The sequence below is a fragment of the Mycobacterium sp. IS-1264 genome (assembly GCF_001954195.1).
In the GTDB taxonomy this organism is placed as follows: Bacteria; Actinomycetota; Actinomycetes; order Mycobacteriales; family Mycobacteriaceae; genus Mycobacterium.
Genome location: NZ_MBES01000080.1, coordinates 1 through 22,208 on the forward strand (window position 1 = coordinate 1; position 22,208 = coordinate 22,208).

A 22,208-nucleotide genomic window follows, 5' to 3' on the forward strand; every position below is an offset into this window, starting at 1 on the left:
CCCCCCCCCCCCCCCCCCCCCCCCCCCCCCCCGCCCCCCCCCCCCCGGCCGCCCCCCCCCGCCACCCCGCCCCCGCCGCGCCCCCCGGCGCCGCAAGTCGGGTTCGGGCGACGACAACGACGACGGACCGTCACCCGACGATCCGCCCAACACCGTCGTGCACGAGCGGGCCCCGCGCTCCGGCAAGGCCGACGACAATGACTCCAACGGCTCGGCCGCCGCCGAGATCAAGGGCATCAACGGCTCCACTCGACTCGAGGCCAAGCGCCAACGACGCCGCGACGGCCGCGATGCCGGGCGCCGTCGCCCGCCGGTGCTGACCGAGGCGGAATTCCTGGCGCGGCGCGAGGCCGTCGAACGCATGATGGTGGTGCGTGACCGGGTTCGCACCGAACCGCCGCACCCGGGCGCGCGATACACGCAGATCGCGGTGCTCGAGGACGGCATCGTCGTCGAGCATTTCGTCACCTCGGCCGCGTCGGCCTCCCTGGTGGGCAACATCTACCTGGGCATCGTGCAGAACGTGTTGCCGTCGATGGAGGCGGCCTTCGTCGACATCGGCCGCGGCCGCAACGGCGTGCTCTACGCCGGCGAGGTCAATTGGGAAGCCGCGGGTCTGGGTGGCGCCGACCGCAAGATCGAGCAGGCGCTCAAGCCCGGCGACTATGTCGTCGTCCAGGTCAGCAAGGACCCCGTCGGACACAAGGGTGCCCGGCTGACCACGCAGGTGTCGCTGGCGGGTCGCTACCTGGTTTACGTGCCGGGTGCATCCTCGACCGGGATCAGCCGCAAGCTGCCCGACACCGAACGCCAGCGGCTGAAGGAGATCTTGCGGGAGGTGGTGCCGTCGAACGCCGGCGTGATCATCCGCACCGCGTCGGAGGGCGTCAAGGAAGAGGACATCCGCAAGGACGTCACCCGCCTGCAGGAGCGCTGGGAGCAGATCGAGGCCAAGGCGACCGAGATCAAGGGGAAGGCAGCGGGCGCCGCCGTGGCGCTCTACGAAGAGCCCGATGTCTTGGTCAAGGTCATCCGCGATCTGTTCAACGAGGACTTCGCCGGCCTCATCGTCTCCGGTGATGAGGCGTGGAACACGATCAACGAGTACGTGAATTCCGTTGCCCCGGAACTTGTTTCGAAGCTCACGAAGTATGAGCCCGCCGCCGGGCCGGACGATTCGGCCGGGCCGGATGTGTTCGCGGTGCACCGCATCGACGAGCAACTGGCCAAGGCGCTGGACCGCAAGGTGTGGCTGCCCTCGGGTGGCACGCTGGTCATCGACCGGACCGAGGCGATGACGGTGATCGACGTCAACACCGGGAAATTCACCGGGTCCGGCGGCAACCTCGAGCAGACGGTCACCAAGAACAACCTCGAGGCGGCCGAGGAGATCGTCCGCCAGCTGCGGCTGCGTGACATCGGCGGCATCGTCGTCATCGACTTCATCGACATGGTGCTGGAGTCCAACCGCGACCTGGTGCTGCGCCGGCTCACCGAGTCGCTGGCCCGCGACCGCACCCGCCACCAGGTGTCGGAGGTGACTTCGCTGGGCCTGGTGCAACTGACCCGCAAGCGGTTGGGAACCGGACTGATCGAGGCGTTCACCACACCCTGTCCGAACTGCGCTGGGCGCGGGCTCCTGCTGCACGGCGACCCGGTCGATTCGGCCCCCGCGACCGGGCGCAAGTCCGAATCCGGCGGTCGGCGAGGCAAGCGATCGAAGAAGAGTCGATCCGATGAGCCCGCGGTGGCCAAGGTGCCCGCGCACGCTCCCGGCGAGCACCCGATGTTCAAGGCGATGGCAGCCGGTCGTGGCGACGGCGAAACCGGCGAATCCGATGAGGACACGGACACCACCACCGATATCGACGAGCGGACCGAGGAAAAGGTTCCCGCCGGCCTCGAGGACGCCGACCGGACCGACCTCGAGGACTCCGACGAGGACGTCGAGGACACTGACGAGGACGTCGACGAGTCTGACGAGGCCGACGAGGACTCCGACGACGAAGACGATGAGGACGAGCTCGACGACGAGGACCTCGATGACGAGGACCTCGACGACGATGACGAGGATCTCGACCTCGACGACGACGACCTGGACGTCGAGGATTCCGACGACGACTCCGACGCCGAGACGGGCGGGGCGGAACCCGGGGTGGTTGCGGGACGTCCGCGCCGGCGCCGCGCGGCGGGTAGGCCGGCCGGCCCGCCGATCCACGTGGACTGACCGCGGTCAGGCGAGCCGGTTTGACCCTGTAGCCGCTGGTCACGTACCCTTGGACAGTTGTCGTCAGGCCTGCCGGGCCGACGACAGCGGGAGAGATAAGGCCCGCGCCCTAGACTCCCGTGACCCAGACCCACCACGCGCACGCAACCGGTGACGCGTGCCCACGAGTAAACAGAGGTGCACCCACGATGGCGACCTACGCAATCGTCAAGACCGGCGGCAAGCAGTACAAGGTCGCCGTCGGAGACGTGGTCAAGGTCGAGAAGCTCGACTCCGAGCCGGGCGCCAAGGTGTCGCTGCCGGTCGCGCTCGTCGTCGACGGGGCCAAGGTCACCTCGGATGCCGCGGCGCTGGCCAAGGTCGCGGTGACCGGTGAGGTGCTCGAGCACACCAAGGGCCCCAAGATCCGCATCCACAAGTTCAAGAACAAGACCGGCTACCACAAGCGCCAGGGACACCGTCAGCAGCTGACGGTCCTGAAGGTCACCGGGATCAAGTAGCGGAGGCGACAGATATGGCACACAAGAAGGGCGCATCGAGCTCGCGCAACGGGCGCGATTCGGCCGCGCAGCGGCTGGGCGTCAAGCGGTTCGGTGGCCAGGTCGTCAAGGCCGGGGAGATCATCGTCCGCCAGCGCGGCACCAAGTTTCACCCCGGCAACAACGTGGGCCGCGGCGGTGACGACACGTTGTTTGCAACGGCGGCCGGTGCGGTCGTGTTCGGCGTCAAGCGTGGCCGCAAGACCGTCAACATCGTCGCCGCCGGGCAGACCACCGACTGAGGTCGCTGCGCCCGTGCATGCGGGTAGCTGAGAGGACCCCCGATGCCTCGGTTTGTCGATCGAGTCGTCATCCACGCGCGGGCGGGTTCCGGCGGTAACGGCTGCGCGTCGGTCCATCGCGAGAAATTCAAGCCGCTGGGCGGACCGGACGGCGGCAACGGCGGCCGCGGCGGCAGCATCATCCTGATCGTCGACCCGCAGGTGCATACGCTGCTGGACTTTCATTTCCATCCGCACGTCACCGCGCCGTCGGGCAAGCAGGGGATGGGCAACAATCGCGACGGCGCCGCCGGCGCGGACCTGGAAGTCAAGGTGCCCGACGGCACCATCGTGCTGGATGAAAACGGGCGGCTGCTCGCCGACCTGGTGGGGGCGGGCACCCGCTTCGAGGCTGCCGCCGGTGGTCGCGGCGGGCTGGGCAACGCCGCACTCGCCTCGCGGGCCCGCAAGGCCCCGGGCTTCGCGCTGCTCGGCGAGCCGGGCCAGGCTCGCGACCTCACCCTCGAACTCAAAACCGTCGCGGATGTCGGCCTGGTCGGATTCCCGTCCGCCGGGAAGTCCTCGCTGGTGTCGGTGATCTCGGCGGCGAAGCCCAAGGTGGCCGACTACCCGTTCACCACGCTGGTTCCCAACCTTGGCGTGGTCTCCGCCGGCGAGCACGCATTCACCGTGGCCGACGTGCCCGGCCTGATACCGGGCGCGTCGCAGGGCCGCGGCCTGGGCCTGGATTTCCTCCGGCACATCGAGCGCTGTGCCGTGCTGGTGCACGTCGTCGACTGCGCGACCGCGGAACCCGGCCGCGACCCCGTCTCCGACATCGACGCGCTGGAGACCGAGCTCGCGGCGTATACGCCCACGCTGCAGGGGGATCCGGCGCTGGTCGACCTGGCCGAGCGGCCGCGAGCGGTGGTACTCAACAAGATTGACGTGCCGGAAGCGCGTGAGCTAGCCGAGTTCGTCCGCGACGACATCGCCGAGCGTGGCTGGCCGGTTTTCCTGGTATCAACGGCAACCCGGGAAGGGTTGCAGCCGTTGATCTTTGGGCTCTGGGCGATGATCTCGGAGTACAACGCATCGCGACCGGCGCCAGTGGTTCGGCGCCCGGTGATCCGGCCGGTGCCGGTGGACGACAGCGGCTTCACCGTCGAGCCCGACGGGCACGGCGGTTTCACCGTCACCGGCGCGCGCCCCGAGCGTTGGGTGGGCCAAACGAATTTCGACAACGACGAGGCAGTCGGCTATCTCGCGGACCGGCTGGCGCGCCTCGGTGTCGAGGAGGAGCTGCTGCGGCTGGGCGCGCAACCGGGATGCGCGGTGACCATCGGCGAGATGACGTTCGACTGGGAGCCGCAAACCCCCGCCGGCCACCAGGTCGCGCTGTCGGGCCGCGGCACCGACGCGCGGCTGGAACGCACTGAGCGGGTCGGCGCCGCGGAGCGCAAGGCCGCCCGGCGTCAGCGGCGCGAGCACGGTCCCGAAACCGGTGGGGCCTCGTGAGCGCGCAGCGAGAAGCCATCCGGACCGCGCGCAGTCTGGTCGTCAAGGTAGGGACGAACGCCCTGACCACGCAAGAGGGGGTGTTCGACGCCGGGCGGTTGGCCGGACTGGCCGACGCGATAGAGGCGCGCATGAAAGCGGGCACCGACGTCGTCATCGTGTCCTCCGGCGCCATCGCCGCCGGCATCGATCCGCTCGGATTGGCCCGTCGCCCAAAGGATTTGGCGACCAAACAGGCGGCCGCCAGCGTCGGCCAGGTCGCGCTAGTGAATTCTTGGAGCGCGGCGTTCGCGCGCTATGGCCGCACGGTCGGGCAGGTGCTGCTGACCGCACACGATATTTCGCTGCGGGCCTCACACACCAACGCGCAGCGCACCCTGGATCGCTTGCGCGCGCTGCATGCGGTGGCGATCGTCAACGAAAACGACACGGTGGCCACCAACGAGATCCGGTTCGGCGACAACGATCGGCTCTCGGCGCTGGTGGCTCACCTGGTCGGCGCCGAGGCCTTGGTGTTGCTCTCCGACATCGACGGCCTCTACGACTCCGATCCCCGGAAGGTGCCGGCGGCGCGCTTCATTCCCGAGGTGGCGGGGGCGGCGGACCTGGACGGCGTGGTTGCCGGCCCGGGCAGCCACCTGGGCACCGGGGGGATGGCGTCGAAGGTGTCGTCGGCGCTGCTGGCCGCCGACGCCGGGGTTCCGGTGCTGCTGGCCGCCGCGACCGACGCCGCGACGGCGCTCACCGACGCCGCGACGGGAACCGTGTTCGCCGCGCGTCCCGCCCGGATGTCGGCCCGCCGATTCTGGGTGCGCTATGCCGCGGAATCGACCGGCACGCTCTCGCTCGACGAGGGGGCGGTGCGCGCGGTGGTGCACCAACGCCGTTCGCTGCTCGCCGCGGGCATCACCGCAGTGTCGGGCCGGTTCTACGCCGGAGATGTCGTCGAATTGCGCGGACCGGACACGACCGTGGTGGCACGCGGTGTGGTTGCCTACGACGCGGCCGAGCTGGCCACCATGATGGGCCGGTCCACGTCCGAGCTACCCGGCGAGCTGCGCCGTCCCGCGGTGCACGCCGACGATTTGGTGACCGTCTAGCTCATTTTGCTGGCATGGGCTTGAGATACAGTGCGCCCCAAGCGATCTCGGCCAGTGTCTCTGCCAGCTCTGCGTCGTAGTCGCGCGGATTGACCGGAAGGTTCTGATGACACGCCCGCTCAACCATCCACACCAGTGCGCTAGCAGTGGTGGCGGCAGGTAGTTCGCGACGGATTGCGCCGTCGGCCTGGCCGTCTTCAATGACACGAGTCATGCGCGCGGTGATGGCGGTCAGCAGATCGCGGTACGTCTGCCCCGTTTCCGGGTCGTAGGCCGCCATCTCGTTGAGGGCAACTAGCACCGCTTGGTGACGCCGATAGGTTTCGACGATGCCGGTCATCGCGGCGCGCACGGCGTCTGGATCGCGTCGCCGCGCAACCCCCCACCAGCGCTCGGCGCCGGCGACAAGATCACCGAATACCTGGACCGCGAGGCAGCGCAGCAGGTGGCCCTTGTCCTCGAAGTAGATGTAGAAGCTGGCCCGCGAAATGCCGGCCTCGGTGGACAGCCGGTCCACGCTGAGCTCGGTGAAACTGGCACCGTCGCGCATCAGCCGCTCGGTGGCATCCAGCAACCGGCGCTCCATCTGCTCGCGCCGCTGCTGGCGCGTCTGCTCGCGCCTGGCCTGCGGCTTCCGGGTGACCGACGGCATTTTCCGAGCATAACCGACAGTTCAACATATTGACTAGACAGAGTGTCTAGGCATATCGTCGGTGAACGGCTTTCGGTTCGTTGGAGGATCCCATGACGGCTACGCCCGCCACTGCCCGCGCCTACGACACCATCGATTTGTCCTCGCGCGCGTTTTGGTCCACCACCGCGGCGGACCGGGAGCGTGCGTTCGCCGTGCTGCGGGCCGAGCGCCCGGTGAGCTGGCATCCGCCGGTAGAGGACGCCCTGATGCCCGATCCCGACGATCCCGGCTATTGGGCCGTCACCAGACGGACGGACATCGTCGCGGTCAGCCGCAACAATGAGGTGTTTCTGTCCGGCCAGGGCGTGATGTTCGAGAGCATCCCGGTCGAGCTGCTCGAAGCGTCGCAGTCGTTCCTTGCGATGGATCCGCCACGGCATACCAAGCTGCGCAAGCTTGTCGGCGCCGCGTTCACCCCGCGCCAAGTGCGCCGCATCGAGGATTCGATCCAGGCGAACGCCAAGACCATCGTCGACGAGCTGCGGGCGGCCGGCAGCGGCGCGGATTTCGTCGACCTCTGCGCCAAGGAACTGCCCATTCGCACGCTGTCGGACATGGTCGGGATCCCGGAATCCGAGCGTGAGCACATGGCGCGCGCCACCGATGCCATGGTGTCGTGGGCCGACCCGGACTTCCTCGACGGCCGCAACCCGATGGAGGTGCTGTTCGAGAACCAGATCTACGTGCATCAGGTGGCCGGCGCGCTCGCCGCGGAGCGCCGCGCTCACCCGGGCGACGATCTGATCAGCGGCCTGGTGAACGCCGAGGTGGACGGCGACCGGCTGTCCGATGCCGACGTGGCCGCATTCTTCGTGCTGCTTTCCGTGGCGGCCAACGACACAACCCGCCAGACCACGAGTCATGCGATGAAGGCGCTCACCGACTTCGGAGACCAAAGGGCATGGCTGCTCGAGGATTTCGACAACAGGATCGGCACCGCGGTCGAGGAATTCGTCCGCTGGGCCTCGCCGGTGATGACCTTCCGCCGCACGGCCGCAACGGATTTCGAGCTGGGCGGCCAGTCCATCCTGGCGGGGGAGAAGGTGGTCATGTTCTATTCGTCCGGCAACTGGGACACCGAGGTCTTCGACCATCCGGAGCGGTTGGACTTGAGCCGCAGCCCCAACCCGCACGTCGGCTTTGGCGGCGGCGGACTGCACTTTTGCCTCGGGGCTCACGTGGCCCGTGCGCAGCTGCGCGCCATCTTCGGCGAGCTGCTCCGGCAGCTGCCGGACATCCAGGCGGGCGATCCGACCTACGTGGCGGGCAATTTCATCCACGCCGTGCGCAGCATGCCCTGCACCTTCTGATTGTTTGCAAGAGTTCGTCGAGGCCCCACGCCGAGCCTGTAAATCTGCAGACCCTCACTCGAACTTCTTCTGCAGATTTACAGGCTCGGCGCTAACAGCGTCCCTCCCAGTTCCCGCCCTAGTTCGGAGGCCAACAGCGTCAGCAGTTCCGAGCACCCGCCGTCGACCTTGACGGTGGCTAGGTCGTCGCCGCGGGTGGGGCCGCGGTTGACGATCGCGATCGGTATGCCCAGTGTGTCGGCGTGACGCACGAACCGGTAGCCGGAGAACACCGTCAGCGACGAGCCCGCGACCAGCAGCGCCTCGGCATGATCGACCACTGAGTAAGCTTGGGCCACAGTATCTTTGGGCACGCTCTCGCCAAAGTAGACGATGTCGGGCTTGAGCATGCCGGCGCAGCGCGGGCAGTCGAGGTAGCGAAACGACGCGGTATCGGCGACAACAGCGTCGGCGTCGGGCGCCACCGCCAACCCGCCGATGGCTTCGGCGCGCTCGATGAATCCGGGGTTGAGCGCCTCGAGTCGTTCGGCTAGCGCGGCACGGCTCATGGTGTAGCCGCAGCTCAGGCAGATCACCTGGGCGTAGGTGCCGTGCAAGTTGACCACGTTCGCGCTGCCGGCCTTGGTGTGCAGCAGGTCGACGTTCTGGGTGATGATTCCGGTCACCACGCCGGCGCGCTCCAGCGCGCCCAACGCACGGTGCCCGGCGTTGGGCTGCGTGTCATCCATGTGCCGCCAGCCGACATGGTTGCGCGCCCAGTATCGCTGCCGGAACACCGGATCCGACGTGAACTGGCCGATGGTCATGGGGTTGCTGGGCGGCGAATCGGGGCCACGATAGTCGGGAATGCCCGAGTCGGTGGAAATCCCCGCGCCCGTGAGCACCGCGACCCGGCGCCCCGCCAACAGCGCGACCAACTCCGGAGCGTCCACGGCTCAAGGCTAGCCACTGCTGCGATGCCTGCGCGAGCGCGCTTGTCTGCACACCGACACACCGCCAGTGCCGGCATTCTGCGCACGCTCGCCCCGGTGCGTTAGCCGAGACGGGATGATGGCGTCGATACTGACCTCGGCTTATGGTGGGTGACATGGCTCCGAATGTCGCCGAGTACTTCGACGTGCTGATCATCGGCGCCGGATTCTCGGGCATCGGTGCTGCCCACCGCATACACGAGCGCAATCCGCAGCTGAGTTATGCGGTACTCGAACGGCGTGCGCGAGTCGGCGGAACGTGGGACCTGTTCCGCTATCCGGGCGTGCGTTCCGACAGCGATATCTACACGCTCTGCTTTCCGTGGGAGCCCTGGACGCGGCCCGAGATGATCGTCGACGGTGACAACATCTGGGAGTATCTGGACGAGACGGCGCGCAAGCATCACATCGACGAGCACATCCGATTCGACACCTACGTGCGTTCGGCGGACTGGAGCTCCGACACCGACACCTGGACGGTGCAGACCGGGCGGGACGGCGCCGAAAAGACGTACCGATGCCGATTCCTGTTCTTCGGGACGGGCTATTACGACTATGACAATCCGTACAACCCGACGTTCCCAGGTATTGCGGATTTCGCCGGAGAGGTGATCCACCCGCAACACTGGCCAGAGTCATTCGAGTATGCCGGCAAGCGGATCGTGGTCATCGGCAGCGGTGCCACGGCGGTCAGTCTGATCCCGTCGTTAGCCGAAAAAGCGGCGCACGTCACGATGCTGCAACGCACGCCGTCCTACATGATCTCCGCGGTGAAAAAGGAGCCGACGGCGATTGCGCTGCGAAAAGCGTTGCCGCTGCGGGTCGCTCACTGGATCGTTCGGTGGCGCAACGCATTCGTCGCTCAGCTGATGTGGGTTGTCGCGCGCAAGACGCCAGAATTCAGCAAGCGGGCGCTGCGCCGCATCGCGGAACGCAATCTGCCCGAAGGCTATCCGATCGACACCCACTTCACGCCGCCGTACGACCCGTGGGATCAGCGCTTGTGCTTCATCGTGGAGGGTGACCTGTACAAGGCGATCAGTGACGGCAAGGTCGAGGTGGTGACCGACCACATCGATCACTTCGACGCCACCGGCATCGCGCTGAAGTCGGGGCGGCGCATCGAAGCCGACATCGTTATCACGGCGACCGGGCTGCGGTTGCAGGCGCTGGGCGGCGTCACCGTCAGCATCGACGGCCAGCAGATCGATCCCCACGAGCACTTCCTGTACAGGCGACACATGCTCGAAGATGTTCCGAACATGGCCTGGAGCTTCGGCTACATCAACGCGTCCTGGACATTGGGCGCCGACCTGACTGCACGGTCCGTCGCAAAACTATTGGAGTACATGAACTCTCGCGGCTACACCCACGCATATCCGCATCTGGGCGAAACGGAGATGCCTGAGCAGCCGACGTTCCATCTGGAATCGGGTTACGTGAAGCGTGGTCGACATGTGCACCCGAAATCCGGCACGCGTCGACCGTGGAAGGTGAGCCATAACTTTTTGAGTGACGTGCTCAGCAGGCGCTTCGAGCGCATCGAGGACTCAATGGTCTTCGGCCGTGCCCAGGCCGAACGCCGGGAGCCGCTCAGCGCGCCGCGCTCGGCCAGTGGATGAGTCTCGACGGGCGATAGGCCATCGCGGCGGCGGGCTCAGGGCTGAGCTTCTCGGCGATTCTGCGAGGGTGGCGGTTATGTAGTCGAGACTACGGGTATGCCTCGTGACCGATAGCCGTCATGGCATCGCCTCAGCCCATGCGATGTGGCCCTCGAACTCGAGCCTTGCGGCGATGTCGCGGTAGCGGTCCCGGAAGTGCTTATAAGCCGCGGCGTCGCCATTCGCTTGCGCTAGCAAGGAACGCAGCCGCAATAGCCAGACCTCATGCAGCACCAACCCCGGGTCGGCCTGAATGACCGCCAGGCGTTCGATCGCGGTCCGCGCTGCCTCAAGGTCGCCGTCGCCCGCTCGTTTCAATAGCGCTTCAACCAATACCGCGATCGCCAAAGCATCCCAGATGGAGCCATTCGAAGCGGACAGGTTGTCAACCACAGCGTTGGCGGATTCGATGGCGCCGTCAAGATCGCCCAATTTGGCCCTATCCCTTGCGATGTGGATCTCCATAATCGGCAGACCTATCAACCCAAATCGCTCCGTTAACAATCTCTCTCGCACCCTCTCTAAAAGAGCTAGGCCAGGTTCACGATGTTTGCCGCCCTGATGGAGAAGAACGATGCCGCGAACGATTTGGGCGATCTCGAGCGCAAGGTTATCGCCGAACTTCTCTGCTACTGATAGGAATTCGGACGTATCGCGTACGGCCGTCGCGCTCGGCAGCAGCACGCCGGCCGCGATCCCGTGAGGGTGCGTGAACCACATCACCCCGGCAAGTATCGTCGGGTCACCCAAGCGTTCATGAGCCATAGCCAAGGCCTCGTCGAAATCGCTCTTCCAGCCGGGGATTCCGAGGAAGCAGCGGGCGACGCCCCGCATTCCGATGGCGAATGTCAATGGAGATGGGAACACCAGGTTCCCCCTGGCGGGGTCACCCTCAGCGAGTTCGACAACCAGTTGCGCCAAGCGTAAGACGTCGGCCATTTCGCCGGTCTCGTACTTCGCGAGCATTGCCGGAAATGCCAGAGCGACGGTCAGCGTCGGATCTGCGATCGACTCGAGCAGTTCGGCGAGTTCGCCGGCAAGGCGCGAAGCCTCCCGGCGCTGCGCGTTCATGTAGTGGGCTATCACCAGCCCCGCCATGCCGATGGCGAGCGACCGCTGGTCGCCGGCGGCTGTGCACAGGTCACGCAACTCGTCGAAACCGGTGTCAGCGCTAGTGATTCGCCACGCGGTTCCACACAACATCGTGCGCGGGGCAATGCGCACCGACATCCGATCCGGGTGGTCGGCGGGAATCCGATCGGCGACCTCACGTGCGCGCCGCCAGCTGGTTTGCGCCGCGGCGATGTCACGAGCGCTGGCCCAAGTGGCCGCCCGCATGTGCCAGTCATAGGCGGCGTAGAGGTCACCGGCGGACTCCAGGTGCTCGGCGATTGCCGCAGCGTTCTGATCCACCGATTCCGGCTCGCGAGCTTGGATCGCGGAGGCGACCCGACGGTGCAGCTCGGCGCGATCGGATTTGAGTTGTGATTCGTAGGCCACGGCGCGGATCAGCGGATGGTGGAACACGTACTCTCGCTGTCGCGTGAATCGGATGCGATCGATCATGCCGCCGATCACGAGGCCCTCCAGCGCAGGATCGACCCCTAGCGTTTCGAGCAGGGGCTGGCTGAACCGCGAGCCGATGACCGCAGCCGCGCTCAGTGTGTGCTTGGCGCGCGGATCGAGGCGGTCGATGCGCGCGGCGATGGTCGCCTGCAACGTCGCCGGCACACTGACCTCGGCGACTTGTGCCGTCGACACGTAGGCGCCGCGGCTTCCATGCAGCACGCCGCGCTCCGCCAGTTCCCGCACCATCTCCTCCGCAAAGAACGGATTGCCGGCGGCCTGCTTGGTGATCATCGTGGCCAATCCCCCGACCGACGGGTCCGGCCCGAGGAGGTGCGAGACCAGCGCTGCGGTCTCCGGTCCGCTCAGTGGCTCGAGGGCGAGGGTCTGTGCGCCGGACACCCGGCTCAGCGCGGCGCGATATTCGGGGCGGTAGGTGATGATTACCAGCGAGGGCGTCTGCGGGATGACGGTCAGAAAGTCGACCAGCATCGACTCGCTGACCTCATCGATCCAATGCACGTCCTCAATGACGTAAACCGACGGGGCTTTGCGTGTGAGCGAGGCGGCATTGACCAGCGCGGTCAAACGCCGCCGCCGCGCGTCGGGGTCGATCAGCGGCAGCTCCACACCGGCATCGGCGATGCCCAGCAGGTCGTAGACGAGTAACAGATCCTCGGGGTCCGCGCCGGGCATCCGCGCCTGTACCTGCGAGCGGGCGGCCGGGCCATCCAGCTCACTGACGCCAATAGCCACACGCAGTAGCCGGGCCACTGTGTAAAAAGGGACATCATTGGCGTGCGACTCGCAGTGCGCGGTGAATGCGTCCATGCCCCGAGCGGCGGCCAGCGCGGTGACCTCGCGAGCCAGCCGGCTTTTGCCGATGCCCGGCGATCCGACCACGGTCACCACCGTGCCGTTGCCAGCGACGGCGCGCTCTAGCAGATCCCCGACAGCGGACAGCTCCCATTGCCGATCGATCAGCTTCGATTCAGGACGTCCGGCTGGGCGATGTCCTTCACGCATGCCCAACAGCCGACGGGCGCGAACCGGCCCCTTGGCTCCCTTGATCTGGACCAGCTCTGATTCGCCGAGAGTCGTCGCGTCCTCGACAAGGCGCACCGTTGAGCCGCTGAGCATCACCCCGCCCGGTGGGGCGGCGGATTCCATCCGCTGGGCCATCCCGACTTGTTCGCCGATGGCTGTGTAACCCAAAGCAACCGAACCGATTTCGCCGGCAATCACCTGCCCGGAGCTCAGACCCACACGCAGCTGCAAGACGGCGCCGTCGCGCGCCTTGACCTCTGCCGCAAGTCTCGCTGTCTCCGCCTGGATCCCCAGCGCCGCAAGACAACCGCGCACAGCGTGGTCCTCCAACGCGACCGGCGCACCGAACACCGCCATGATTCCGTCGCCGGTGAACTTATCTACCGTGCCTCCGAACCGCCGGACAGCGATACTTGCGCGGTCCACCAGCTCCGTCATGATCTCCCGCAACCGCTCGGCACCCAAGGCTGCCGCGATATCCATCGAATGCACCACATCTGCGAACAGCACGGTTACTTGCTTGTACTCCGCGTGCGTGTCGGCCGCGGTAAGCGCTGCGCCGCACTCATGGCAAAACCGCGCGTGCTCCAGCGCCTCGGTGCCGCACGTCCGGCACACTGCTCCTGCCGCCATCCGACCCTCCGCCAATCCTGGTCTCCAGCATGTGCAGTGGTCCTCAAAGGATAGGCCGTTGGACACTCCACTAGGACGGATCGGCTTCACATCGGTGACGCCGACGCGAAGATTTTGCGGCCAGTGCTCTCCGGCGCTCAGCCGAGGCAGTCGGCCGCGGTGGTGAGTTCGGCGGACATGTTCTGCTCCATCATCTTCAGCGCCGCCGCGCCCAGGTCGGCGTCGATGTGGGCGACTCCGTCGGTGGGAATCACCACCTGGAAGTGGCGCACGTAGGCATCGAGCGCCGTGTACAGGATGCACTGCTCGGTGACCTGGCCGGTCAGGATCAACCGCTTGGTCTCGAGGCGGGCGAGCAGATAAGCCAGCGCCGTGGCGTAGAAGGCGCTGTGCCGGACCTTGGTCATGACGCGGCAATCCCCGGACGGCACGATCGGTTTCACCAGATCGGGCCGCGCGCCGTCGAGGGCGGAGCGAACGATGTCGGAGAACTGGGCGGTGAAATCGCCGTAGTTGTCGTTGACGTACACCAGGTCGACGCCGCCGGATTCGCGTGCGCGCCGGACCAAATCGGCTAGCGGATCGATGATCTTGCCGACATTGGGTATTAGATCTTCAGCATCGGGATGCTGATAGGTGTTCATCATGTCGATCACGACGACGGCGGTGTCGCTCATCTGTTGTGGATACCCGGCGCGTGCTTATTGACACTGGCCAGGCGACAATGGAAGGGCGATGGACTTTTACAACTGCTACAGCCAGGGCTTTGTCCGGGTCGCCGCGTGCACGCACCACACCACGATCGGCGATCCGGCGGCCAATGCCGAGTCGGTCCTGCGGTTGGCGCGCGAGTGCCACGACGACGGCGTAGCCCTGGCCGTCTTCCCGGAGCTGACGCTGTCCGGTTACTCGATCGAAGACATCGTGCTGCAAGACCTGTTGCTCGACGACGTCGAAGCCGCCGTTTCCGACATCGTCGCCGCCTCGGCCGATCTGTTGCCGGTGCTGGTGGTCGGCGCCCCGCTGCGATACGGGCAGCGCATCTACAACACCGCCGTCGTCATCCACCGGGGTGTGGTGCTGGGGGTGGCGCCCAAGTCGTACCTGCCGACCTACCGCGAGTTCTACGAGCGCCGACAGATCTCGCCGGGGGACGACGAGCGCGGCGTCATCCGGTTCGGCGATATCGAGGCTCCGTTCGGTCCCGATCTGCTGTTCGCCGCGTCCGACCTACCCGACTTTGTACTGCACGTCGAAATCTGCGAGGACATGTTCGTGCCGATCCCGCCCAGCGCGGAGGCGGCCTTGGCGGGTGCCACGGTGCTGGCGAACTTGTCCGGCAGCCCGATCACGATCGGTCGCGCCGAGGACCGCTGCCTGCTGGCCCGCTCGGCATCGTCCCGGTGCCTGGCCGCCTACGTCTACGCCGCAGCGGGCGAGGGCGAATCCACCACCGACCTGGCCTGGGACGGCCAGACGATGATCTGGGAGAACGGCGTGCAGCTGGCCTCGTCCGAGCGCTTCCCCAAAGGGGAGCGGCGGTCGGTCGCCGACGTCGACCTCGGGCTGTTGCGCTCCGAGCGGTTGCGGATGGGGACGTTCGACGACAACCGCCGTCACCATCGCGTGTCGGCGGAGTCATTCCGCCGCATCGAGTTCGGGCTGGACCCGCCGGCCGGCGACATCGGGCTGCGGCGCGTGGTCGAGCGCTTTCCGTTCGTTCCCGCCGATCCGCAACGGCTGCAACAGGATTGCTACGAGGCGTACAACATCCAGGTCGCCGGGCTGGAACAGCGGCTGCGTGCCCTGGACTACCCGAAGGTCGTCATCGGCATTTCCGGCGGGCTGGATTCGACGCACGCGCTGATCGTCGCGGCGCGCGCGATGGACCGCGAAGAACGGCCGCGCAGCGACATCCTGGCCTTCACGCTGCCCGGCTTCGCCACCGGAGACCGCACCAAGCGCAACGCGATCGAGCTGTGCCGCGCGCTCGGTGTCACCTTCTCCGAGATCGACATCCGCGACACCGCGGCACTGATGCTCAAGGAGATCGATCACCCGTTCTCGCGTGGCGAAAAGGTCTACGACGTCACATTCGAGAACGTCCAGGCCGGATTGCGCACCGACTACCTGTTCCGGCTGGCAAACCAGCGCGGCGGCATCGTGCTGGGCACCGGTGATCTCTCCGAGCTCGGGCTGGGCTGGTCGACATACGGTGTCGGCGACCAGATGTCGCACTACAACGTCAATGCTGGCGTCCCCAAGACCCTCATCCAGCACCTGATCCGCTGGGTCATCTCGTCGGGGCAATTCGAATCTGACGTGTGCGAGGTGCTGCAGTCGGTGCTCGACACCGAGATCACCCCGGAACTCGTCCCCAGCGGTGAAGAGGAGGAGCTGCAGAGCAGCGAGGCGAAGGTCGGGCCGTTTGCCCTGCAAGACTTTTCGCTGTTCCACGTCCTGCGCTTCGGATTCCGGCCGTCGAAGATCGCGTTTCTGGCCTGGCATGCGTGGAGCGATCCCGAGCGTGGCACGTGGCCTTCCGGATTCCCCGAGGACAAGCGACCGTCCTATTCGCTCAAGGAGATCCGGCACTGGCTGGGCGTCTTTGTGCAGCGGTTCTACTCGTTCAGCCAGTTCAAGCGCTCGGCATTGCCCAACGGGCCCAAGGTGTCTCACGGCGGTGCGCTATCGCCGCGCGGGGATTGGCGTGCTCCATCCGACATGTCCGCGCGGATCTGGCTCGACGAGATCGAGCGCGAAGTGCCCGAAGACTAGGGAACGCTCACTAGCGCAGCGCGGCCTCGATCGCGGCGGCATCCGGTGCGCAGTCGCCGGCACCCGCAACCAGTGTCGACAGCGCGGCGGCGGCGCAGGCGCACTGCAGCGCCCGCAGCCGCTCGGCTCGCACCCCCGGATGGCGTGGCCAGTTCGCGGCCAGCACTCCGGCGAAGACGTCGCCGGCACCGGTGGTGTCCACCGCTTTGACGGCCGGGGCGGGTACCCAGAACTCGTCGTCGGCGCTGACGCAGCTCGCTCCGCGCGCACCCAAGGTGGTCACCAAGTAGGTTGGGCGCCAAGGCCATTCATCGGCTTCGGCTTCGTTGGCGATCACCACGTCCGCAACGGAGGCCAGCTCGGCCAGCGAGCTTTGGTCCTGGCCGGCCGGTGAGGCATTGACCATGACGACGGCTCCCGCGGACCGCGCCGCACGAGCGCCGGCCACCGCCGTCGGAACCGGAATTTCCAACTGGGTCAACAACACGTCGCAACCGGTGATCACCGAGCGCGCGGCGCCGGCCAACATCAATCGCCCGTTAGCGCCCGGTGCCACCACGATGGTGTTCTCCGCGGCGGCGTCGACGACGATGATCGCCGTTCCGCTCGGTCCGTGTACCGCGATGGTGCCGTCGAGCCCAACCCCGTTGACCGAGAGGTGCGTCCGTAACTGTTCGGCGGCCGGATCGTCGCCGAGGGCGCCGACGAATTGCACGCTTGCGCCGGCGCGAGCGGCGGCGACCGCTTGGTTGCCGCCCTTGCCGCCGGGCGCGTAGGTCAGCGACGACGCCAACACCGTCTCGCCAGGCCGGGGCAGGGCATTGACGTCGAACGTCAGGTCCATGTTCACGCTGCCGACGACACAAACGCGTGCCATTCCACCGACGTTAGTCGCGTCCGTCCCGCGTTTCGACGTTGAACGCTTAGTGCAAACGCCAATTTCTTGAGTTCCGCGCGCTACTCTGCTGCGTTAGCGATGCCGAATCCAGAAAGGCGGAAGGCATTGACGTCGAGCGAGCTAAAAGACACCGAGCCGGCCCCCGATACGGCGAGGGAAGCCGCGCCGGAATCCGCCCCCGGCCAAAAGACCCCCTGGGGCGCGCGGCGGCCGTTTGTGTGGCGCCGTTTCCGGTTCGGCATCCAGTCCAAGATCTTGGTGGCGATGCTGCTCGCGGGCATCCTCGGCGTCGCGGTGATCGGTCTCATCGGGGCCTTGACCGGCCGCGGCGCGTTGCGGCAGGTCGAGTCCGAGCGGCTGATCGAATTGCGCGAGTCGCAGCGGCGGCAGATGGAGGCGCTGTTCCGGGAAGTGACGAATTCGCTGGTCGTCTACAGCAGCGGATTCAGCATCAACGAGGCAACGGCGGCGCTTACGGCGGGCTTTAACCAATTGGCCAACGCCACGATCACACCCGCGCAGCAGCAGGAACTCGTCAATTACTACGACACTCAAATGATTCAGCCGATCAAGCGCACGACCGGCGACATGATCGACGTCAACGCGGTGCTGCCGAGTTCGCCCTCGCAGAAATACCTTCAGGCGCACTACACCGCACCGCCCCGGCCGGCCGCCGACGCATTGCCCGTCGCGGATGCCGGTGACGGCAGCGCATGGACGGCGGCCAATGCCCGCTTCGACTTCTACCTCCGAGACATCGTCACCCGCTTCGAATACAAGGACGCGCTGCTGATCGACCTGCAGGGCAACGTCGTCTACAGCGTCATGAAAGGGCCCGACCTCGGCACCAATATCCTGACCGGCCCGTATCGCGAATCAAACCTGCGCGAAGCGTACGAAAAAGCGTTGCGCTCCAACGACGTAGAGTTCGTCTGGATCACCGACTTCCAGCCGTATCAGCCGCAGCTCGACGCGCCGACGGCGTGGGTGGTGTCTCCGGTGGGCATGAACGGCAAGGTCGACGGCGTGATGGCGCTGCCGCTGCCGATCTCCAAGATCAACCGGATCATGACCGCCAACAAGCAGTGGCAAGCCGCCGGCATGGGCCCCTCGACGGAGACGTATCTGGCCGGCCCCGACAACTTGATGCGTTCCGATTCACGGCTTTTCCTGGAGGACCCGCAAGAGTACCGGCGCGAGGCCATCGCCGCCGGCACCCCGCCCGACGTCGTGGACCGGGCGATCCGGTTGGGCGGCACGACGCTGGTGCAGCCGGTCGCAAGCGCCGGTCTGCGCGCCGCCCAACGCGGGGAAACTGGAGTCGTCACCGGCACCGATTACACCGGTAACAGGGAATTGGAAGCGTACGCTCCGCTGAACATTGCCAACTCCGACCTGCACTGGTCGATCCTGGCGACGCGCGACGACTCCGACGCCTTCGCGCGGCTGGGCCACTTCAGCAAGACCCTCGTCATTGCGGTCACCACACTGGTTTTCGTCATCTGCGTGGCGTCGATGTTCATCGCCCAGGCGGCGGTGCGACCGGTCCGGCGCCTCGAGGAGGGCACGCGAAAAATCAGCTCGGGCGACTACGACATCAACATTCCGGCACGGGGACACGACGAAATCAGCGAGCTCACTGCGGCTTTCAATGAAATGAGCCGCAATCTCGCGATCAAGGAAGAACTGCTCAACGAGCAACGCAACGAAAACAATCGCCTGCTGCTGACGCTGATGCCCGAGTCGGTTGTCCAGCGCTATCGCGACGGTGAGGCGACCATCGCGCAGAAACATCAGGACGTCGCCATCATCTTCGCCGACATCGTCGGGCTCGACGAGCTGTCCAACGACCTTGCGGGCCATGAATTGGTCGGCATCGTCGAAGACCTGTTCCGCCAGTTTGATTCCGCGGCCGAAACGCTTGGCGTGGAACGGATCCGCACGTTCCACAACAGCTACCTGGCCACCTGCGGAGTGATCACCCCGCGCCTGGACAGCATTCACCGAAGCGTGGACTTCGCGGCCGAAATGCGTCGCATCATCGATCGCTTCAACAGCCAGACCGGTCACGAGCTTGGCCTTCGGGTTGGCATCAACACCGGCAACGTGATCAGCGGACTGGTCGGCGGCTCGAGCCTGGTCTACGACATGTGGGGGGCCGCAGTAAGCCTGGCATACCAAATGCACAGGGGCGCACCGCAACCCGGCATCTATGTCAGCTCCCAGGTCTACGAAGCGATGCGGGACGTGCGCCAGTTCACGCCCGCCGGAACGATTTCGGTCGGCGGAACCGACCAACCGATGTACCGCCTCTCGGAGCGATGATGAACACGTTTCACTCCTCGTGGTTCTACTGGTCGATCGGTATCGCGGTCGGGTTTCCGGTCGGGCTGATCATCCTGACCGAGCTGCAGCAAACGCTCGCCCGCCGGCATAGCCACCTGGCCAGGCAGGTAAGCCTGCTGCGCAACTACCTGCTGCCGCTGGGCGCACTGCTGCTGTTGCTCGTTAAGGCCTCGGAGATCCCGGCCCGAGATGTCCCCGTGCGGATGCTCACCACGCTGTTCGGCTTCCTGGTGCTGGTGCTGCTGCTGTCCGGGTTCAACGCCACCGTGTTTGCGAACGCGCCCGAAGAGAGCTGGCGCAAACGGCTGCCCGCGATCTTCCTCGACGTCGCACGCTTCGCCCTGATCGGTGTGGGCCTGGTTCTGATCCTGTCCTACATCTGGGGCGTCCGCGTCGGCGGCTTGTTCACCGCGCTCGGCGTGACGTCGGTCGTCATCGGCCTGATGCTGCAGAACTCCGTCGGCCAGATCGTCTCGGGCTTGTTCATGCTGTTCGAGCAGCCCTTCCGGATCAACGACTGGCTGGACACCGGGACGGTGCGGGGGCGTGTCATCGAAGTGAACTGGCGGGCCGTGCACATCGACACCGGCAGCGGGATGCGGATCACGCCGAACTCGGTACTCGCCACGACGGCGTTCACCAACCTCAGCCGCCCGCCGGGCTCGCACAAATTGGCGATCACGACCACATTTTCGGTGGCCGACCCGCCCGACCGCGTTTGCGCGATGCTGTCGCGGGTCGCCCTCGGGCTACCGCAGCTCATGAGCGACGGCGTGCCGCGCTCGGTGCCGATCGGCGGCGGCGAATACCGAACCACCATCCGGTTGGGCTCACCGGCCGACGATGGCGCCGCGCGCACGACGTTTCTGCGCTGGATCTGGTATGCCGCACGGCGGGAAGAGCTGCACCTGGACAACTGCGACGACGACTACTCGACCATCGAGCGTGTCGAGAAAGCGGTGCGCACCGTGGTGGCACCGGCATTGCGGCTCAACACCGACGAGCAGCGATCGCTGTATTCCTCCGCCAGGCTCGTCCGATACGGCGCCGACGAAACCGTGGAGTACGTCGGCCAGGTACCCGACGGGATGACGTTCGTGGTCGCGGGGCGCGTTCAGCTCATCGCGACAGCCGACGACGGGTCGGTGGTGCCGATCAGCACGCTGGTCGAGGGCTCGTTCCTCGGGTTGACGGCGCTGACTCGGCAACCGAACACCGCGAGCGCGTATGCGCTCGACGAAGTGACCGCATTGGAGATCGATCGGGAACACCTCGAGCATCTCGTCATGCGTGAACCGTTGCTGCTACAGAACTTTGGCCACATCCTCGAAGAACGTCAAAGCAAGGTGCGGCAGGCCCGGCGCGGTGAGCGCGTCGCCTGAGCCGCCGCCATCGGGCGCCCACGTGGGGCAGCCAAACTTGGCCAGGTAACGACCGATACCCTTGTTAAATGAGTCTGCAAGCACCCTCGCTTCCCGACTTGCGCCGAGAAGTCCATGATGCCGCCCGCCGCGCCCGGGTCGCTTCGCGCGTCCTGGCGTTGTTGCCGACGGTGGCCAAGGACCAGGCGCTGCAGTCCGCCGCCGACGCGATAACCTCCCACGTCGATCTGATCCTCGCCGCCAACGCCGAGGATATCGAGGCCGCCCGGGCCGCGGGCACACCGACCGCGATGCTCGACCGGCTGGCACTGGACCCCAAGCGCGTCGACGGGATTGCCGCCGGCCTGCGCCAGGTCGCGGGGCTGCCGGACCCGGTGGGCGAGGTGCTGCGCGGCTACACCCTGCCCAATGGGCTCCAGCTGCGCCAGCAGCGGGTTCCGCTCGGCGTCGTCGGCATGATCTACGAGGGCCGGCCTAACGTCACCGTCGACGCTTTCGGTTTGGGGCTCAAGTCCGGCAACGCCGTGTTGCTGCGCGGAAGCTCGTCCGCGGCCAGGTCGAACCAGGTCCTTGTCGAGGTGCTGCGGGCTTCGCTGGTCAGCGAGGACCTGCCCGCCGACTCGGTTCAGCTGCTTTCGGCCACGGACCGGTCCACCGTGACGCACCTGATTCAGGCCCGCGGCCTGGTCGACGTGGTGATTCCGCGCGGGGGAGCCGGCCTGATCGACGCCGTGGTCCGCGACGCACAGGTGCCCACCATCGAGACCGGTGTCGGCAACTGTCACGTCTACGTGCATGAAGGCGCCGACCTGGAGGTGGCGGAACGGATCTTGCTGAACTCCAAGACCCGGCGGCCCAGTGTCTGCAATGCCGCCGAGACGCTGCTGGTGGACGCCGCGATCGCCGCGGAGGCCGTGCCGAGGCTGGTCGCCGTGCTGCAAGACGCCGGGGTCACGGTGCACCTCGACCCCGACGAGGAGAACCTGCGGCGCGAATACCTCTCGATGGACATCGCCGTTGCAGTGGTCGACGGCGTCGACGCCGCGATCGCTCACATCAACGAATACGGAACCGGACACACCGAGGCCATCGTGACCAGCAATATGGCTGCCGCACAACGGTTTACGGATGGCGTCGATTCGGCGGCGGTGATGGTCAACGCGTCGACGGCGTTCACCGACGGCGAGCAGTTCGGTTTCGGCGCCGAAATCGGCATCTCCACTCAGAAGCTGCATGCCCGCGGGCCGATGGGATTGCCGGAATTGACCTCGACCAAATGGATCGCGTGGGGAGACGGCCACGTCCGTCCGGCCTGAC

General features: G+C 66.5%; 15 protein-coding genes and 1 pseudogene. 11 read left to right on the forward strand and 5 right to left on the reverse strand.

The window, feature by feature from the left end:
- Positions 1 to 67: 67 nt before the first annotated feature.
- The 5 genes and pseudogenes from A5744_RS21390 to proB form a co-directional block, all read left to right on the forward strand.
- Positions 68 to 2,227: pseudogene (locus A5744_RS21390) on the forward strand (Rne/Rng family ribonuclease); the annotation flags it as partial.
- Positions 2,228 to 2,415: 188 nt separating this feature from the next.
- Entirely contained in the window at positions 2,416 to 2,727 is a 312-nt protein-coding gene (rplU, locus tag A5744_RS21395) for a 50S ribosomal protein L21 (protein ID WP_076064380.1), read from the forward strand.
- Positions 2,728 to 2,741: 14 nt separating this feature from the next.
- Positions 2,742 to 3,008 carry a 50S ribosomal protein L27 gene (rpmA, locus tag A5744_RS21400; protein WP_076064381.1) on the forward strand — a complete coding sequence of 89 codons (267 nt, stop codon included), beginning with the start codon at positions 2,742 to 2,744 and terminating at the stop codon, positions 3,006 to 3,008.
- A gap of 42 nt (positions 3,009 to 3,050) precedes the next feature.
- A complete protein-coding gene (obgE, locus tag A5744_RS21405; RefSeq protein ID WP_076064382.1) occupies positions 3,051 to 4,505 on the forward strand; it encodes a GTPase ObgE in 1,455 nt (484 codons plus the stop codon).
- Positions 4,502 to 5,605 carry a glutamate 5-kinase gene (proB, locus tag A5744_RS21410; protein WP_076064383.1) on the forward strand — a complete coding sequence of 368 codons (1,104 nt, stop codon included), beginning with the start codon at positions 4,502 to 4,504 and terminating at the stop codon, positions 5,603 to 5,605. The genes obgE and proB overlap by 4 nt, the downstream gene beginning before the upstream one ends.
- A gap of 1 nt (position 5,606) precedes the next feature.
- Here the strand turns inward: proB and A5744_RS21415 are convergent, their stop codons facing one another.
- Positions 5,607 to 6,257, reverse strand: coding sequence for a TetR/AcrR family transcriptional regulator (locus tag A5744_RS21415; RefSeq protein ID WP_076064384.1), 651 nt, complete (start codon positions 6,255 to 6,257; stop codon positions 5,607 to 5,609).
- Between the two features lie 92 nt (positions 6,258 to 6,349).
- Between A5744_RS21415 and A5744_RS21420 the strand changes: the two genes are divergently transcribed.
- On the forward strand, positions 6,350 to 7,609 hold the full coding sequence (locus A5744_RS21420) for a cytochrome P450 (RefSeq protein WP_076064385.1): 1,260 nt from the start codon (positions 6,350 to 6,352) through the stop codon (positions 7,607 to 7,609).
- A 77-nt stretch (positions 7,610 to 7,686) separates the two neighbouring features.
- Here the strand turns inward: A5744_RS21420 and A5744_RS21425 are convergent, their stop codons facing one another.
- On the reverse strand, positions 7,687 to 8,541 hold the full coding sequence (locus tag A5744_RS21425) for an NAD-dependent deacetylase (protein WP_076064386.1): 855 nt from the start codon (positions 8,539 to 8,541) through the stop codon (positions 7,687 to 7,689).
- Positions 8,542 to 8,696: 155 nt separating this feature from the next.
- Between A5744_RS21425 and A5744_RS21430 the strand changes: the two genes are divergently transcribed.
- The gene (locus A5744_RS21430; RefSeq protein ID WP_076064416.1) at positions 8,697 to 10,202 is read left to right on the forward strand and encodes an NAD(P)/FAD-dependent oxidoreductase; all 1,506 of its coding nucleotides are present in this window, start codon (positions 8,697 to 8,699) and stop codon (positions 10,200 to 10,202) included.
- A 117-nt stretch (positions 10,203 to 10,319) separates the two neighbouring features.
- On the opposite strand, the gene A5744_RS21435 is transcribed toward A5744_RS21430, so the two are convergent.
- Both A5744_RS21435 and A5744_RS21440 read right to left on the reverse strand, forming a co-directional pair.
- Positions 10,320 to 13,487, reverse strand: a complete 3,168-nt coding sequence (locus tag A5744_RS21435; protein ID WP_076064387.1) for an adenylate/guanylate cyclase domain-containing protein — start codon at positions 13,485 to 13,487, stop codon at positions 10,320 to 10,322.
- A 137-nt stretch (positions 13,488 to 13,624) separates the two neighbouring features.
- Positions 13,625 to 14,164, reverse strand: coding sequence for an isochorismatase family cysteine hydrolase (locus A5744_RS21440; protein ID WP_076064388.1), 540 nt, complete (start codon positions 14,162 to 14,164; stop codon positions 13,625 to 13,627).
- A gap of 58 nt (positions 14,165 to 14,222) precedes the next feature.
- Here A5744_RS21440 and A5744_RS21445 point away from each other — a divergent pair, with 58 nt between their 5' ends.
- Positions 14,223 to 16,265 carry an NAD(+) synthase gene (locus A5744_RS21445; RefSeq protein WP_076064389.1) on the forward strand — a complete coding sequence of 681 codons (2,043 nt, stop codon included), beginning with the start codon at positions 14,223 to 14,225 and terminating at the stop codon, positions 16,263 to 16,265.
- A 10-nt stretch (positions 16,266 to 16,275) separates the two neighbouring features.
- On the opposite strand, the gene A5744_RS21450 is transcribed toward A5744_RS21445, so the two are convergent.
- Positions 16,276 to 17,142 (reverse strand): ribokinase, encoded by an 867-nt coding sequence (locus tag A5744_RS21450; RefSeq protein ID WP_076064390.1) that lies wholly within the window; start codon positions 17,140 to 17,142, stop codon positions 16,276 to 16,278.
- Between the two features lie 126 nt (positions 17,143 to 17,268).
- Between A5744_RS21450 and A5744_RS21455 the strand changes: the two genes are divergently transcribed.
- The 3 genes from A5744_RS21455 (at position 17,269) to A5744_RS21465 (ending at position 22,207) form a co-directional block, all read left to right on the forward strand.
- Entirely contained in the window at positions 17,269 to 19,488 is a 2,220-nt protein-coding gene (locus A5744_RS21455; protein WP_076064391.1) for an adenylate/guanylate cyclase domain-containing protein, read from the forward strand.
- Positions 19,488 to 20,891: a mechanosensitive ion channel family protein gene (locus A5744_RS21460; RefSeq protein ID WP_076064392.1), complete on the forward strand. Its 1,404-nt coding sequence runs from the start codon at positions 19,488 to 19,490 to the stop codon at positions 20,889 to 20,891. Before A5744_RS21455 ends, A5744_RS21460 begins: the two co-directional genes overlap by 1 nt.
- A 68-nt stretch (positions 20,892 to 20,959) precedes the next feature.
- Positions 20,960 to 22,207 (forward strand): glutamate-5-semialdehyde dehydrogenase, encoded by a 1,248-nt coding sequence (locus A5744_RS21465; protein WP_076064393.1) that lies wholly within the window; start codon positions 20,960 to 20,962, stop codon positions 22,205 to 22,207.
- Position 22,208: the final 1 nt, after the last annotated feature.

Bases quoted from the DNA above. Each gene is read 5' to 3' on its own strand.
- rplU (WP_076064380.1), top strand. From the start codon at position 2,416: ATGGCGACCTACGCAATCGTCAAGACCGGCGGCAAGCAGTACAAGGTC.
- rpmA (WP_076064381.1), top strand. From the start codon at position 2,742: ATGGCACACAAGAAGGGCGCATCGAGCTCGCGCAACGGGCGCGATTCG.
- obgE (WP_076064382.1), top strand. From the start codon at position 3,051: ATGCCTCGGTTTGTCGATCGAGTCGTCATCCACGCGCGGGCGGGTTCC.
- A5744_RS21415 (WP_076064384.1), bottom strand. From the start codon at position 6,257: ATGCCGTCGGTCACCCGGAAGCCGCAGGCCAGGCGCGAGCAGACGCGC.
- A5744_RS21420 (WP_076064385.1), top strand. From the start codon at position 6,350: ATGACGGCTACGCCCGCCACTGCCCGCGCCTACGACACCATCGATTTG.
- A5744_RS21430 (WP_076064416.1), top strand. From the start codon at position 8,697: ATGGCTCCGAATGTCGCCGAGTACTTCGACGTGCTGATCATCGGCGCC.
- A5744_RS21435 (WP_076064387.1), bottom strand. From the start codon at position 13,487: ATGGCGGCAGGAGCAGTGTGCCGGACGTGCGGCACCGAGGCGCTGGAG.
- A5744_RS21440 (WP_076064388.1), bottom strand. From the start codon at position 14,164: ATGAGCGACACCGCCGTCGTCGTGATCGACATGATGAACACCTATCAG.
- A5744_RS21445 (WP_076064389.1), top strand. From the start codon at position 14,223: ATGGACTTTTACAACTGCTACAGCCAGGGCTTTGTCCGGGTCGCCGCG.
- A5744_RS21450 (WP_076064390.1), bottom strand. From the start codon at position 17,142: ATGGCACGCGTTTGTGTCGTCGGCAGCGTGAACATGGACCTGACGTTC.
- A5744_RS21460 (WP_076064392.1), top strand. From the start codon at position 19,488: ATGAACACGTTTCACTCCTCGTGGTTCTACTGGTCGATCGGTATCGCG.
- A5744_RS21465 (WP_076064393.1), top strand. From the start codon at position 20,960: ATGAGTCTGCAAGCACCCTCGCTTCCCGACTTGCGCCGAGAAGTCCAT.